The organism is Streptomyces sp. TAA204, assembly GCF_000424965.1.
The window spans coordinates 263,869-277,373 of record NZ_AUKW01000002.1 but is presented as its reverse complement, the minus strand read 5'-3'; the positions used below and the strand labels follow the sequence as shown (position 1 = coordinate 277,373).

At 71.8% G+C, this 13,505-nt stretch carries 11 protein-coding genes; 10 read left to right on the top strand and 1 reads right to left on the bottom strand.

The window, feature by feature from the left end:
* Positions 1-14 precede the first annotated feature (14 nt).
* From H343_RS0104010 to H343_RS0104000, 3 genes are all read left to right on the top strand, one after another.
* The gene (locus H343_RS0104010) at positions 15-923 is read left to right on the top strand and encodes a glycosyltransferase (protein WP_037902298.1); all 909 of its coding nucleotides are present in this window, start codon (positions 15-17) and stop codon (positions 921-923) included.
* A gap of 65 nt (positions 924-988) precedes the next feature.
* On the top strand, positions 989-1,933 hold the full coding sequence (locus H343_RS0104005; protein ID WP_028430075.1) for an ABC transporter permease: 945 nt from the start codon (positions 989-991) through the stop codon (positions 1,931-1,933).
* A 22-nt stretch (positions 1,934-1,955) separates the two neighbouring features.
* A complete protein-coding gene (locus H343_RS0104000; RefSeq protein WP_028430074.1) occupies positions 1,956-2,750 on the top strand; it encodes an ATP-binding cassette domain-containing protein in 795 nt (264 codons plus the stop codon).
* Between the two features lie 86 nt (positions 2,751-2,836).
* On the opposite strand, the gene H343_RS0103995 is transcribed toward H343_RS0104000, so the two are convergent.
* On the bottom strand, positions 2,837-5,068 hold the full coding sequence (locus H343_RS0103995; protein ID WP_028430073.1) for an MMPL family transporter: 2,232 nt from the start codon (positions 5,066-5,068) through the stop codon (positions 2,837-2,839).
* Positions 5,069-5,170: 102 nt separating this feature from the next.
* Here H343_RS0103995 and H343_RS0103990 point away from each other — a divergent pair, with 102 nt between their 5' ends.
* The 7 genes from H343_RS0103990 (at position 5,171) to H343_RS0103960 (ending at position 13,501) form a co-directional block, all read left to right on the top strand.
* A complete protein-coding gene (locus tag H343_RS0103990) occupies positions 5,171-5,920 on the top strand; it encodes a TetR/AcrR family transcriptional regulator (protein ID WP_028430072.1) in 750 nt (249 codons plus the stop codon).
* 226 nt (positions 5,921-6,146) lie between these two features.
* On the top strand, positions 6,147-7,061 hold the full coding sequence (gene hpnC / locus H343_RS0103985; protein ID WP_028430071.1) for a squalene synthase HpnC: 915 nt from the start codon (positions 6,147-6,149) through the stop codon (positions 7,059-7,061).
* Positions 7,058-8,008, top strand: a complete 951-nt coding sequence (gene hpnD, locus H343_RS0103980; RefSeq protein WP_078504991.1) for a presqualene diphosphate synthase HpnD — start codon at positions 7,058-7,060, stop codon at positions 8,006-8,008. The genes hpnC and hpnD overlap by 4 nt, the downstream gene beginning before the upstream one ends.
* Positions 8,005-9,462, top strand: coding sequence for a hydroxysqualene dehydroxylase HpnE (hpnE, locus tag H343_RS28815; protein WP_037902290.1), 1,458 nt, complete (start codon positions 8,005-8,007; stop codon positions 9,460-9,462). The genes hpnD and hpnE overlap by 4 nt, the downstream gene beginning before the upstream one ends.
* Positions 9,463-9,566: 104 nt before the next feature.
* Positions 9,567-10,637: a polyprenyl synthetase family protein gene (locus H343_RS0103970; RefSeq protein WP_028430069.1), complete on the top strand. Its 1,071-nt coding sequence runs from the start codon at positions 9,567-9,569 to the stop codon at positions 10,635-10,637.
* A 45-nt stretch (positions 10,638-10,682) separates the two neighbouring features.
* Entirely contained in the window at positions 10,683-12,821 is a 2,139-nt protein-coding gene (gene shc / locus H343_RS0103965; protein ID WP_028430068.1) for a squalene--hopene cyclase, read from the top strand.
* On the top strand, positions 12,818-13,501 hold the full coding sequence (locus H343_RS0103960; protein WP_051264569.1) for a phosphorylase family protein: 684 nt from the start codon (positions 12,818-12,820) through the stop codon (positions 13,499-13,501). The genes shc and H343_RS0103960 overlap by 4 nt, the downstream gene beginning before the upstream one ends.
* Positions 13,502-13,505: the final 4 nt, after the last annotated feature.

Here is a 13,505-nt window from a genome sequence, read left to right as displayed (position 1 = left end):
AGGAGAGGGCAGCCATGCCGCAGCCATCCGCGGAAGGGGCCCCGAAGGCCGGGAAGCTGGGCGCCGTCGTTCTCACGATGGGCAACCGTCCGGAGGAGCTGCGGGCGCTGCTCGACTCGGTCGCCAAGCAGGACGGCGACCGCGTCGAGGTCGTCGTCGTGGGTAACGGCGCGCCCCTGCCCGTATTGCCGGAAGGTGTACGGACGGTCGAACTTCCGGAAAATCTCGGCATCCCCGGAGGCCGCAACGTCGGCATCGAGGCCTTCGGCCCCTCCGGCGCCGAGGTCGACGTCCTGCTCTTCCTCGACGACGACGGCCTGCTGCCGAACACCGACACGGCCGCGCTGGTCCGCGAGGCATTCGCCGCCGACCCCTCCCTGGGCATCATCAGCTTCCGCATCGCCGACCCGGACACGGGGGAGACCCAGCGCCGGCACGTGCCCCGGCTGCGCGCCGCCGACCCGGCGCGCTCCTCCCGGGTCACCACGTTCCTGGGCGGCGCCAACGCCGTACGCACCAGGGTCATCGCCGAAGTCGGCGGTCTCCCGGACGAGTTCTTCTACGCCCACGAGGAGACCGACCTGGCATGGCGCGCCCTGGACGCCGGCTGGTCGATCGACTACCGCGCCGACATGGTGCTGCACCACCCCACCACGGCACCCAGCCGCCACGCGGTCTACCACCGCATGGTCGCCCGCAACCGTGTCTGGCTGGCCCGCCGCAACCTCCCCGCTGTGCTGGTGCCCGTCTACCTCGGTGTGTGGCTGCTGCTCACCCTGGCCCGCCGTCCCTCACGGCCGGCGCTGCGTGCCTGGCTCGGTGGGTTCAAGGAGGGCTGGACCACCGCGTGCGGCGCCCGCAAGCCCATGCGGTGGCGTACGGTGTGGCGGCTGACGCGACTAGGTCGCCCGCCCGTGATCTGACAAGCTCGTCTGCGACAGCACCATCCCTCTGTTCACTTGCGCGTGTGAGGACGAAAGTTTCCAACGTGACCGAGACAACGCACGGCGGCGCGGTGGGCGTGAAGCCTCCGCCTTCACCGGACGACAGTCTGTCCCCGGCCGATCTCGCGGCCAAGTACGGCCTGACGGTGAGCGGAGCGCGGCCCACGCTCCCTCAGTACGTGAGGCAGCTGTGGGCGAGGCGCCACTTCATCGTCGCCTTCTCCCGTGCCAAGCTCACCGCGCAGTACAGCCAGGCGAAGCTGGGCCAGCTGTGGCAGGTGGCGACGCCGCTGCTGAACGCCGCGGTGTACTACTTCGTCTTCGGCGTGCTGCTGGGCGGCCGTGAGGGAGTTCCGGGCGGTACGGAGAACTACATCCCCTTCCTGGTGACGGGCGTGTTCGTCTTCACCTTCACGCAGACCTCCGTGCTCAACGGGGTCCGCGCGATCTCGGGGAACCTGGGCCTGGTGCGGGCCCTGCACTTCCCGCGTGCCTCGCTGCCCGTCGCCGTCTCGCTGCAGCAGCTGCAGCAGCTGCTCTACTCGATGATCGTGCTGGTGGCGATCCTGCTCGGTTTCGGCCAGTTCCCGTCCTGGTCCTGGCTGCTGATCTTCCCCACGTTGATGTGCCAGTTCCTCTTCAACACCGGCCTCGCGCTGATCATGGCCAGGGCGGGCAGCAAGACGCCCGACCTCGCTCAGCTCATGCCGTTCGTGATGCGGACGTGGATGTACGCGTCCGGCGTGATGTTCCCGCTGGAGTACATGCTGCAGAAGCGCGCGAACGCTCCTGACTGGGCGGTGAACATCCTCCAGGCCAATCCCGCGGCCGTGTACATGGATCTGATGCGCTTCGCGTTCATCGACGGATACACGGCCTCGGACCTGCCGCCGCACGTGTGGGCGCTCGCGCTCGGCTGGGCGGTGCTGCTCGCCGTCGGCGGATTTGTTTTCTTCTGGAAGTCGGAGGAGCGTTATGGGCGTGGCTGAGCACACCCAGGAGAAGACGCCGATGCCCGAGCAGGCCGAGGGCCCTGCCGCGCAGACCCCGTGGATTCCCACCGTCATCGCCGAGGACCTGCACATCGTCTACCGGGTCTACGGAGGCTCGAAGGGCAGGGGCAGCGCGACCGCGGCGCTCAACCGCATCGTCCGCCGCAAGCCCGGCGGCGGTGTGCGCGAGGTGCACGCGGTCAAGGGCGTCAGCTTCACCGCGTACCAGGGGCAGGCCATAGGTCTGATCGGCTCCAACGGCTCGGGCAAGTCGACGCTGCTGCGTGCCATCGCCGGTCTTCTGCCCGCCGAGAGCGGCCACGTCTACACCAACGGCCAGCCTTCGCTGCTGGGCGTCAACGCCGCGATGATGAACGACCTCACCGGCGAGCGGAACGTCGTGCTCGGCGGTCTGGCGATGGGCATGTCACGTGCTGAGGTGGCGGAGCGCTACCAGCCCATCGTCGACTTCTCCGGCATCAACGAGAAGGGTGACTTCATCACGCTGCCGATGCGCACCTACTCCTCCGGCATGGCGGCACGGCTGCGCTTCTCGATCGCCGCGGCCAAGAACCACGACGTGCTGATGATCGACGAGGCACTGGCGACGGGCGACAAGAAGTTCCAGCGGCGCTCGGAGAAGCGCGTCCGCGAGCTGCGGGAAGAGGCCGGCACCGTCTTCCTCGTCAGCCACAACAACAAGTCGATCCGCGACACCTGCGAGCGGACGCTGTGGCTGGAGAAGGGCGAACTCGTGCACGACGGCCCGACCGAGGAAGTACTCAAGGAGTACGAGAAGTTCACGGGCAAGTAGCGGCGGGCGGCAGCAGCCGCGCGGCGGCCGTCCCGGTGATCGTGCCGGGGCGGCCGCCGCTCTCGTACGTCCGGTGAGCGTGCCCGTCAGACTCCGGCGGGCGTACGCTCCGCTTCCTTCTCCGGCTCCGGACCCGGGCGGTCCTCTCCCGCGCCCGGCGACTCCACGAGGCCGACCTTGCGGTGCAGGCGCCGCAGCGGGCCCGGCGCGTACCAGGCACCGCGCCCCAGCAGCCGCATCGCGGCGGGCACGAGCACCCCGCGCACCGCGACCGCGTCGATGAGGATCGCCAGTCCGCTTCCCAGGCCGAACATCTGCAGGAAGCTGATGTCGCTGGTGCCGAAGGCGAAGAAGCTCACCGCCAGCAGCCCGGCCGCCATGGTCACGATGCGGCCCGTACGGGAGAGGCCGCGGGTGACGGCGGTGGCGTTGTCGGCGCCCTCGTCGTGCAGCTCCTTGATCCGGCTGGTGACGAAGACCTCGTAGTCCATGGAGAGTCCGAAGACGATGCAGAACATCAGCACCGTCACCGAGGTGTCCATCGGCATCGGCGTGAAGCCCAGCAGGGAAGAGAGATGGCCGTCCTGGAACATCCAGACCATCGCCCCGATCGCGGCGGTCAGGCTCACCGTGTTGAGCACCAGCGCGCGCAGTGGCTGGACGACGCTTCCGGTGAAGAGGAAGAGCAGGACGAAGGTCGTGCCGATCACCATGCCGATGGCGGCGGGCAGCCTGTCCCCGATCGAGGCCTTGGTGTCGAGGAGTTGGGCGTCCCGGCCGCCGACGAGCGCCTCACCGCCGCCGGGCGCAGGCACTGCGCGCACGCGCTCCACCACGTCCTGGCCTTCACCGGAGTCCCGCGTCACGCCGGGGGTGACGGTGAGCAGCTGCGCGTCGGGCCGTGTGAGGGCCGCCTGGGCGCGGCCGGGTGGGGATGCCTTGCCCTCGGTGTAGGTTCCGCTGCCGGCCTGGACGCGTGCCACGCCGTCGAGTTCGGAGAGCCGGCCGGCGTACGTGGCGAGTTCGGCCTTCGGCACGGCGGATGTGGTGACGACCTGGATCGCGCCCGTGGAGTTGCCGGGGAAGTCCTGCTGGAGCGCCGCGGCGACCTGGCGGCTGTGTGCGTCCTCGGGCAGCACCCGCTCGTCGGGCATCCCGAAGGCCGCCCCCAGCAGCGGGCTCGCGGCCAGCAGCAGCACAGCCAGCACGGGCAGTGCTGTGAGCAGGGGGCGGCGCATGACCGTGCGGGCGAGATTGCCCCACAGCGGTGCGTCGGGCCGCCGTACGGCGTCGGCCCACGGCAGCCGCCCCTTGTTGACGCGGTGTCCGAGCACCGCCAGCAGCGCGGGTACGACGACGAGCGCGGCGATGGCGGCGATGGCGACGACGCCGATGCCGGCGTAGGCGAACGAGCGCAGGAAGAAGGGCGGGAAGAGCAGCAGTGCCGCCAGCGCCGCGACGACGGTGGCGGCGGAGAAGGCGATGGTGCGTCCGGCGGTGGTGACCGTGGTGCGCAGCGCGTCCGCCACCTCGTCGCCCTCGGCGAGCCGTTCACGGAAGCGGCTGACGATCAGCAGTCCGTAGTCGATGCCGAGCCCGAGACCGAGCGCGGTGGTGAGGTTGACGGAGAAGACGGAGACGTCCGTGATGCTGCCGAGGACGAACAGCTCCGCGAACGTGCCCAGTACGGCGATCAGTCCGATGGCCAGCGGCAGCAGCGCGGCGACGAAGCTGCCGAAGGCGATCACGAGGAGGACGAGGGTGACCGGCACGGCGATGGCCTCGGCGACGGCGAGGTCCGCGGAGACCTGGCCTGAGATGTCGTTGTTGAGCGCGGCGGCGCCGCCCGCGCGTACCTCGATCGGGCCCCGGCTTCCTGCCCACTCGCCGGTGATCTTCTCGGTGTGCTCCTCGACCTCGGAGCTGTCGCCGCGCACATGGGCCAGCACGAGTGCCTGGCTGCCGTCCTCGGAGGTCAGCGCCGGACCGCCCGCGCCCCAATAGGAGGAGACGTGCGAGAGCTGCGGTTCCTTCCCGAGCCCCGCGGTCAGCTTCTCTCCGGCCTCGCGCACGGCGGCCGAGTCCAGGTTTCCGCTCTTGGCGCGTATGAGCAGGACGAGGTTGTCCTCACCGCCGAACTTCTCCTCGATGAGGGTACGGGCGCGGCTGGAGGGCGCGTCGGGGTCCTCGAAACCGCCGCCCTGGAGCTTGCCGAAGGCGCCGAATCCGACGGCGCCCATGGCCACGGCGGCGAGAAGCGTGAGGGCGAGCAGCATCCGAGGCCGGCGCAGTGTCAGCCCGGCGATTTTTCGTAGCACGGTTGTCCCCATGAACGGTGGCGTGGACCCTGATGTTTACGGCGTCAACATGGAACTGTTCCAGGGGATGTTAATGCTGTCAACATCGGGCAGGATGGAGGTATGGCGGACACGGAGGCGAAGGCCGGCGAGCAGGCGGACACGGCTCAGGACGGCGCCGGTAGAGGCGCCGGCGCCGGCACCGGCAGAGGCGGGGGCGGTGGCGGTGCCGGAAGGAGCGCCTACCACCACGGCGATCTGCGCAACGCGCTCATCGACGCGGCGACCGACCTCGCCCGGGACGGGGGCCCCGAGGCGGTGGTGCTGCGTGCGGCCGCCCGCCGCGTCGGCGTCTCGCCGACGGCCGCCTACCGCCACTTCGCGGGCCAGGCGGAACTGCTCCACGCGGTCAAGGAGCTGGGCCAGCGCCGTCTGGCGGAGTCGATGGAGTCGGCGGGCGAGCCGTACAGGTCCGGCAATTCCGGGCCGGGCGAGGCGGAGGACCGGGTGCGTGCCATCGGACGGGGCTATCTCGCCTTCGCCCGCGGGGAGCCCGGGCTCTACCGGGTCGCATTCTGCCGAGACCCGCTCCGCGTGACGGCCTCGGACGGCCTGATCGGGCACGAAGCCGAGGCGGGGTCCTGGGCCTTCCGCTCCTTCGGCATCCTGATGGAGGCACTGGACGGCCTCGTCGGCCACGGCCGGATGTCCGAGGAGCGGCGCACGGGTGCCGAGATCACCGCCTGGGCCACGGTGCACGGCCTGGCCGTGCTCTTCCTCGACGGCCCGCTCTCCCTGCTCTCCGAACAGGAGGCCGACGTGGTGGCCGAGCGCGCGTTCGACACCCTCCTCGCGGGGTTCACCGCGCCCTGAGTCTCCCTCGGCTTCCGCGTCCTCCGTCCTCCCTCTTCCCTCCCTGCGCCTTTCCTCCACCGTGCGTCTGCCCGTTTCTCCGTGTTCCTGCGGGCTCCGGCCTGTCCGCGGCCGCCTCCGGGCCCGGCCGTCATGGGGGCCCGACCCGTGCGGCGTGTCCGAAATAGGATGTTTTTGCCGAGCGGTGTAGAAACGGAGGTGTGACGGCAATGGCTTCTGGCAGCACGTGGTGAGCGCGGAGGCGGACGCGCACGCGCGAGCCGTCCTCGCCAAGGCCACGCGGGAGAACTTCCCGGTGGCGCCCGGATTCCTGCCGCGGGAATGGCGCGACGACCTGATGGCCGTCTACGGCTACGCCCGCCTCGTCGACGACATCGGCGACGGCGACCTCGCCCCCGGAGGCCGCGACGCGGAACTTCTCGGCCTCGGCGCCGACTGGGGGAGCGGCCAGGGCGCCGACCGGCTCACGATGCTCGACGCGTTCGAGGCCGATCTGCGCCGCCTGTTCGACGGCCGCGGCCACCTCCCCGGCCATCCGCTGCTGCGGGCCCTCGGACCCACCGTGCGGCGCCGCGACCTGACCCCCGAACCGTTCCTGGCCCTCATCGAGGCCAACCGGCAGGACCAGAAGGTCCGCCGCTACGCCGACCTCGGTGAACTCCTGCAGTACTGCGAACTGTCCGCCAACCCCGTCGGCCGTCTCGTGCTGGCCATCACCGGCACCGCCACGCCCGAACGCATCCGCTGCTCCGACGAGGTCTGCACCGGACTGCAGATCGTCGAACACCTGCAGGACGTCGCCGAGGACCTGACCCGCGACCGCATTTACCTCCCGGCCGACGACATGGCACGCTTCCACGTCACCGAGGCCGACCTCGCCGCCCCCACGGCCTCCGCCCCGCTCCGTGCCCTGCTGGCCGTCGAGGCCGAGCGTGCCCGGCTCCTGCTGGCAGCGGGCGATCCCCTGGTGGCCGGCGTCCACGGGCGGCTCAAGCTGCTGCTCGCCGGATTCACGGGCGGCGGCCGTGCCGTCCTGCGGGCCATGCGCCGCGCCCGCTACGACGTGCTCCAGGGACCTCCCCGGGCCACCAGGCGCGGCCTGCTGCGCGAGGTGGCCGCGACCTTGCGACGAGAGGGGTGAGGACATTGGACAAGGACCGTTCCGCACCGAAGGTGGCGCCGGCGGTGGCAGCCGCCTACAGCTACTGCGAGTCCGTCACGGGCCGGCAGGCCCGCAACTTCGCCTACGGAATCCGGCTGCTGCCCTCCGGCAAGCGCCGGGCGATGTCCGCGCTCTACGCCTTCTCCCGGCGCGTCGACGACATCGGCGACGGCCCCCTCGAAGAGCCGGTCAAGGAGACCCGGCTGGAGGAGACGCGGGGACTGCTGGAACGTGTCCGCGCGGGCGGTGTCGAGGAGGACGACACCGATCCCGTCGCCGTCGCCCTCAGCGACGCCGCCGCCCGCTATCCGCTTCCGCTGGGCGGCCTCGACGAGCTGATCGACGGGGTACTGCTGGACGTACGCGGTACCACCTACGGGAGCTGGGAGGAGCTGGAGGTCTACTGCCGTTGCGTCGCCGGTGCCATCGGACGCCTGTCCCTGGGCGTGTTCGGCACACTGCCGGGGGTGCACGGCGCGGACCGCGCCTCCGAGTACGCCGACACGCTCGGGCTGGCACTCCAACTCACCAATATTCTCCGCGACCTGCGGGAAGATGCCGATCACGGACGCACATACCTGCCTGCGGAGGATCTTGAGAAATTCGGCTGTCCCGCTGACTTCCGCAGTCACGACGCACCCGCCGACGGCGACTTCGGCGGTCTGGTGCACCACGAAGTCCAGCGCGCCCGCGCCCTGTTCACCCACGGATACCGGCTGCTGCCGCTGCTCGACCGCAGGTCCGGGGCGTGCGTCGCGGCCATGGCCGGGATCTACCACCGGCTCCTGGACCGCATCGCCGCCGATCCCCACGCCGTGCTGCGAAGCCGCGTCTCACTGCCCAACAGACAGAAGGCGTACGTGGCCGTGCGGGGTCTCTCCGGCGTCGAAGCACGGCAGGCCGCCCGTCGGAGCGCACGCGCATGACCGGTCCTGACACGTCCGCGGCTGCCCCGGCCGGTACCGGTACCGGCCGCCGGAGGGCAGTCGTGATCGGCGGCGGCATCGCGGGGACGACGGCGGCTCTGAGGCTGGCCGACGCCGGTGTCACCACGACGCTGCTGGAGTCCCGGCCGCGGCTGGGCGGTCTCGCCTTCTCCTTCCGCCGCGACTCGCCGGCCGGTGAACTCACCGTCGACAACGGCCAGCACGTGCACCTGCGTTGCTGCACCGCCTACTCCTGGTTCCTCGACCGCGTCGGCGGCACCGGGCTCGCCCCCCTGCAGCGCCGCCTGGACGTACCCGTCCTCGACGTCGCCCCCGTACGCCCCCGGTTGGCGAGACTGCGCCGCAACGGCCTCCCCGTGCCCCTGCACTTGGCCGCCGGTCTCGCCCGCTACCGTCACCTCTCGCCCGGGGAGAGGGCCGCTGCCGGGCGCGCGGCGATGGCGATGAAGAAGCTGGACCCCGCCGATCCGGCCCTGGACGGCACCGACTTCGCCACCTGGCTGCACGGGCACGGCCAGAGCGACCGCGCCGTGGAGGCCCTCTGGGACCTGGTGGGAACGGCGACCCTCAACGCGCGTGCTCCGCAGGCATCGCTGGCGCTCGCCACCATGGTCTTCCGTACCGGACTGCTCTCCGGCCCCGGTGCGGCGGACATCGGCGTCTCGCGCGTCCCGCTGGGGCGTCTGCACGACACCCTCGCCCGTGCCGCGCTGGAGTCCGCGGGCGTCCGCACGCTGACGCGGGCCAGGGCGGAGTCCGTCGTGGCGCGGGAGGGCGGCGGATGGCGGGTCCTGGCCGGACATGGGCAGCACCCTCCGGCCCGGTACGACGCCGACGCCGTCGTGCTGGCGGTGCCTCAGCGCGAGGCGCACGACCTGCTGCCCGAAGGGGCGCTGCCCGACCGCCGCAGACTCCTCGACATCGGTGCCGCGCCCATCCTCAACATGCACGTCGTCTACGACCGGCGCGTGCTGCGCCGTCCCTTCTTCGCCGCGCTCGGCTCGCCGCTGCAGTGGATCTTCGACCGTACGGGCCCTTCCGGGCTCACCGGCGGCCAGTACCTGGCGGTCTCCCAGTCGGCGGCGCACGAGGAGATCGACCTGCCCGTGGGAGTGCTGCGTGAGCGCTGTCTGCCGGAACTGGCACGTATGCTGCCCGCCGCACGGGACGCTGCCGTACGGGACTTCTTCGTCACCAGGGAGCGGACCGCCACCTTCGATCCGCGTCCCGGCGTCGGACGGCTGCGCCCCGGGGCCCGCACCAGGGCTCCCGGTGTCTGCCTCGCCGGAGCGTGGACCGATACTGGCTGGCCAGCGACCATGGAGAGCGCGGTGCGGAGCGGGATGACCGCCGCCCGTGAAGCCCTCGCCGCCATGGGCCGTGCTGAGCACAACGATCCGGTACGCGGCACGACAGGAAGGGCGGTGGCATGACCAGCCTCGATGAGCCCGGCACGGCCGGCGAAAGCGGCACGGCCGGAACCGTGAGAACCGCCGGCAGTATCCGCCCGAACGGCACAGAACGCAGAGGAGCCCCCGTGACCACGGCGAACCAGGACACCGTCGTCGACGACACGAGCGTCAGCGCTCTGCTGGAGCGGGGGCGCACCATGGCGACTCCGCTGCTGCGCGCAGCCGTTGACCGGCTCGCACCCCCGATGGACACCGTCGCCGCGTACCACTTCGGCTGGATCGACGCCGAGGGCAACCCCTCCGACGCCGACGGCGGCAAGGCCGTACGCCCCGCGCTCGCCCTTCTGTCCGCGGAGGTCGCGGGCGCGGCTCCCGAGACCGGCCTCCCCGGTGCCGTGGCCGTCGAACTGGTGCACAACTTCTCGCTCCTGCACGACGACCTGATGGACGGCGACGAGCAGCGCCGCCACCGCGACACCGTGTGGAAGGTGCACGGACCGGCCCAGGCCGTCCTCGTCGGCGACGCCCTCTTCGCCCTCGCCAACGAAATACTGCTGGAGCCCGCCACGGCGGAGGCGGGCCGCGCCACGCGGCGCCTGACACGCGCCACCCGCAGGCTCATCGACGGACAGGCACAGGACATCTCCTACGAGCACCGCGAGCGCGTCACCGTCGAGGAGTGCCTGGAGATGGAGGGCAACAAGACCGGCGCCCTGCTGGCCTGCGCCGTCTCCGTCGGTGCCGTGCTGGGCGGCGCCGACGACCGTACGGCCGACGCCCTGGAGTCCTACGGCTACCACCTCGGCCTCGCCTTCCAGGCCGTCGACGACCTGCTGGGCATCTGGGGAGACCCGGAGGCCACGGGCAAGCAGACGTGGAGCGACCTGCGGCAGCGCAAGAAGTCCCTGCCCGTGGTGGCGGCGCTGTCCGCGCCGGACCCGGCCGCGGTGCGTCTCGCCGACCTGATGAGGGCCGACGCGAAGAAGAGCCAGAAGGAGTTCGAGGACTTCGACGAGGCGGAGTTCGCCGCGCGCGCCGCGCTCATCGAGGAGGCGGGCGGCCGGGAGTGGACCGCCCAGGAGGCAAAGCGCCAGCACGCCACCGCTCTCGCCGCACTCGAACCCGTCGACATGCCCGCTCACGTACGCGACCAGCTCACGGCGCTGGCCGACTTCGTCGTCGTACGGCAGCGATGACCACCCTGCCCCGGCGCTGACGCCGGGCCCTCGGAAGGGGAAGAGATGACAGCGACGACCGACGGCAGCACCGGGGCCGCGGGTGCCCGCGCACTCCCCCGTACGAAGAAGATGACCGGTCCGGACGGGGAAGTCACGCGCCCCGACGAGGAGTTGAGGACCCCCGACGGTCCGGCCGCCCGTGCCCGGACCGCAGCGGGCCGTGCCGTGGAGAACCTGCTCGCCCGGCAGGACCCCGAGGGCTGGTGGAAGGGCGACCTGGAGACCAACGTCACCATGGACGCCGAGGACCTGCTGCTGCGCGAGTTCCTCGGCATCCGTGACGAGCGCACCACCCGGGAGACCGCCCGGTTCGTACGCTCCCGGCAGCGGGCGGACGGCACATGGGCGACCTTCCACGGCGGGCCCGGTGACCTCTCCACCACCATCGAGGCCTATGTCGCGCTGCGGCTCGACGGGGACGCCCCCGACGCGCCGCACATGGCCATGGCCTCGGCGTGGGTGCGTGAGCAGGGCGGCGTCGCCTCCAGCCGGGTCTTCACCCGGATCTGGCTCGCACTGTTCGGCTGGTGGCGCTGGTCGGACCTGCCCGAACTGCCCCCGGAACTCATCTACTTCCCCAAGTGGTTCCCGCTCAACATCTACGGCTTCGCCTGCTGGGCGCGGCAGACGATCGTGCCGCTGACCGTCGTCTCCGCGAAGCGTCCCGTCAAGCGCGCGCCCTTCTCCCTCGCGGAACTCCACCAGGACCCGGCCCGTCCGGTCCCCTCCCGGCGGATGGCGCCCGCGGCGAGCTGGGACGGGTTCTTCCAGCGCCTGGACCGGGCCATGCACGCATACCGCAGGTTCGGCTCCCGCTCGCTGCGCCGTGCCGCCCTCAACAGCGCCGCGCGCTGGATCGTCGAGCGGCAGGAGAACGACGGCTGCTGGGGCGGCATCCAGCCGCCCGCGGTCTACTCGCTGATCGCGCTGCGGCTCCTCGGCTACGACCTGGACCACCCCGTGATGCGGGCCGGACTGGAGTCGCTGGACCGCTACACCGTCCGTTACGGCGGCGAGGAGCGCACGGACGCCGGTGAGGACTCGGGCGCCGGCGGGGGCGGCGGTGTCCGGCGGATGGTCGAGGCATGCCAGTCGCCCGTCTGGGACACCGCCCTGGCCGCCGTGGCCCTGGCCGACGCCGGCCTGCCCCGCGACCACCCGGCACTGGTCAGGGCCGCCGACTGGATGCTCGGGGAGCAGGTCGTCAGGCCGGGTGACTGGTCCGTACGCAAGCCGCAACTGCCTCCCGGAGGCTGGGCGTTCGAGTTCCACAACGACAACTACCCCGACGTCGACGACACCGCGGAGGTCGTGCTCGCGCTGCGCCGCGTACGCCACCACGACCAGTCGCGGGTGGACACGGCCGTCCGCAGGGGCGTGCGCTGGGGCCTGGGCATGCAGTCCAGGAACGGCGCCTGGGGAGCCTTCGACGTCGACAACGACAGCCCCTTCCCCGACCGGCTGCCGTTCTGCGACTTCGGTGAGGTCATCGACCCGCCCTCGGCGGACGTCACCGCCCACATGGTCGAGATGCTCGCGGCGGAGGGCGGCCGGGACGACCCGCGCCTGCGCAGGGCCGTGGCGTGGCTGCTCGCCGAACAGGAGGACAGCGGCGCCTGGTTCGGCCGGTGGGGCGTCAACTACCTCTACGGGACCGGGGCGGTGGTGCCCGCGCTCACCGCGGCCGGGCTCGCCACGGACCACCCCGCCGTCCGCCGCGCCGTCGGCTGGCTGCGCAGCGTCCAGAACGAGGACGGCGGCTGGGGCGAGGACTTGCGCTCGTACCGCGACAGGCGCAAATGGGCCGGACGCGGGGCCTCCACACCCTCCCAGACCGCCTGGGCGCTGCTCGCTCTGCTGGCGGCGGGGGAGCGGGAGTCGACCGCCGTGCAGCTGGGCATCGGCTGGCTGGCCCTGGCCCAGAGGGAGGACGGCTCCTGGGACGAGCCCCACTTCACCGGCACCGGCTTCCCGTGGGACTTCTCCATCAACTACCACCTCTACCGCATCGTCTTTCCGCTCACCGCACTCGGCCGCTACCTGCACGGAACCGGCACCGGCCCGGAAGGGCACGGTACGGCCGAGGCCACCGCCTCCGGCGCCCGGCCCGCCGAGACCCTCGGGCGGCAGGGCAGCAGATGACGCTCCCCGGTGACCGCGGCCGGTCGGCGGGCCCGCTGCTGATCGCGTGCGCACTGGGCATCGAACGCCTCGCGCTGCGAGGCGGCGCCGCATCCGGTCCGGCCGCGGGGCCGGTCACCGTGCTGCGCACCGGCATGGGCCCGGAGGCCGCGGCCCGCGCGGTCACGGGCGCTCTGCGGGAGGAGCCCGAAGCGGGCGGTACCGCGGTACTGGCGACCGGCTTCTGCGCGGGGCTGCTCCCGGGTATGCATCCCGGCGATCTGGTGGTCGCCGAGGAGACGCGCGACTGCGACGGGGTCACGGAGTGCACCGGGACCGCGCTCCTGGCCGAGGCACTGCGCACCTACGGCACTGTGCACGCCGGGCCGCTCGCGGGGACGACGCACGTCGTGCACGGGCCCGCACGCGCCGCGCTGCACACCACCAGCGGGGCCGTGGCCGCAGACATGGAGTCGGCTGCCACGCTGCGCACGGCGACGCGCGCCACCGGCGGCGGCAGGACCGATGCCGCCGCCCGGCGGCGTCCTGTGGCAGCCGTACGGGTGGTGGTTGACGCTCCCGGACATGAACTGATCCGTCCGGGGACACTGCGAGGTGGAATATCTGCATTTCGGGTACTTCGCGGCATTATGCCGGTATTCCTCGAATGGCACCGATCCTTGCTGCTCCCCTGGAGGTGAGCGA

Coding starts and splice junctions, on each gene's coding strand:
- H343_RS0104010 (WP_037902298.1), top strand. CDS start 15: ATGCCGCAGCCATCCGCGGAAGGGGCCCCGAAGGCCGGGAAGCTGGGC.
- shc (WP_028430068.1), top strand. CDS start 10,683: ATGACAGCGACGACCGACGGCAGCACCGGGGCCGCGGGTGCCCGCGCA.
- H343_RS0104000 (WP_028430074.1), top strand. CDS start 1,956: ATGCCCGAGCAGGCCGAGGGCCCTGCCGCGCAGACCCCGTGGATTCCC.
- H343_RS0103960 (WP_051264569.1), top strand. CDS start 12,818: ATGACGCTCCCCGGTGACCGCGGCCGGTCGGCGGGCCCGCTGCTGATC.
- H343_RS0103990 (WP_028430072.1), top strand. CDS start 5,171: ATGGCGGACACGGAGGCGAAGGCCGGCGAGCAGGCGGACACGGCTCAG.
- hpnE (WP_037902290.1), top strand. CDS start 8,005: ATGACCGGTCCTGACACGTCCGCGGCTGCCCCGGCCGGTACCGGTACC.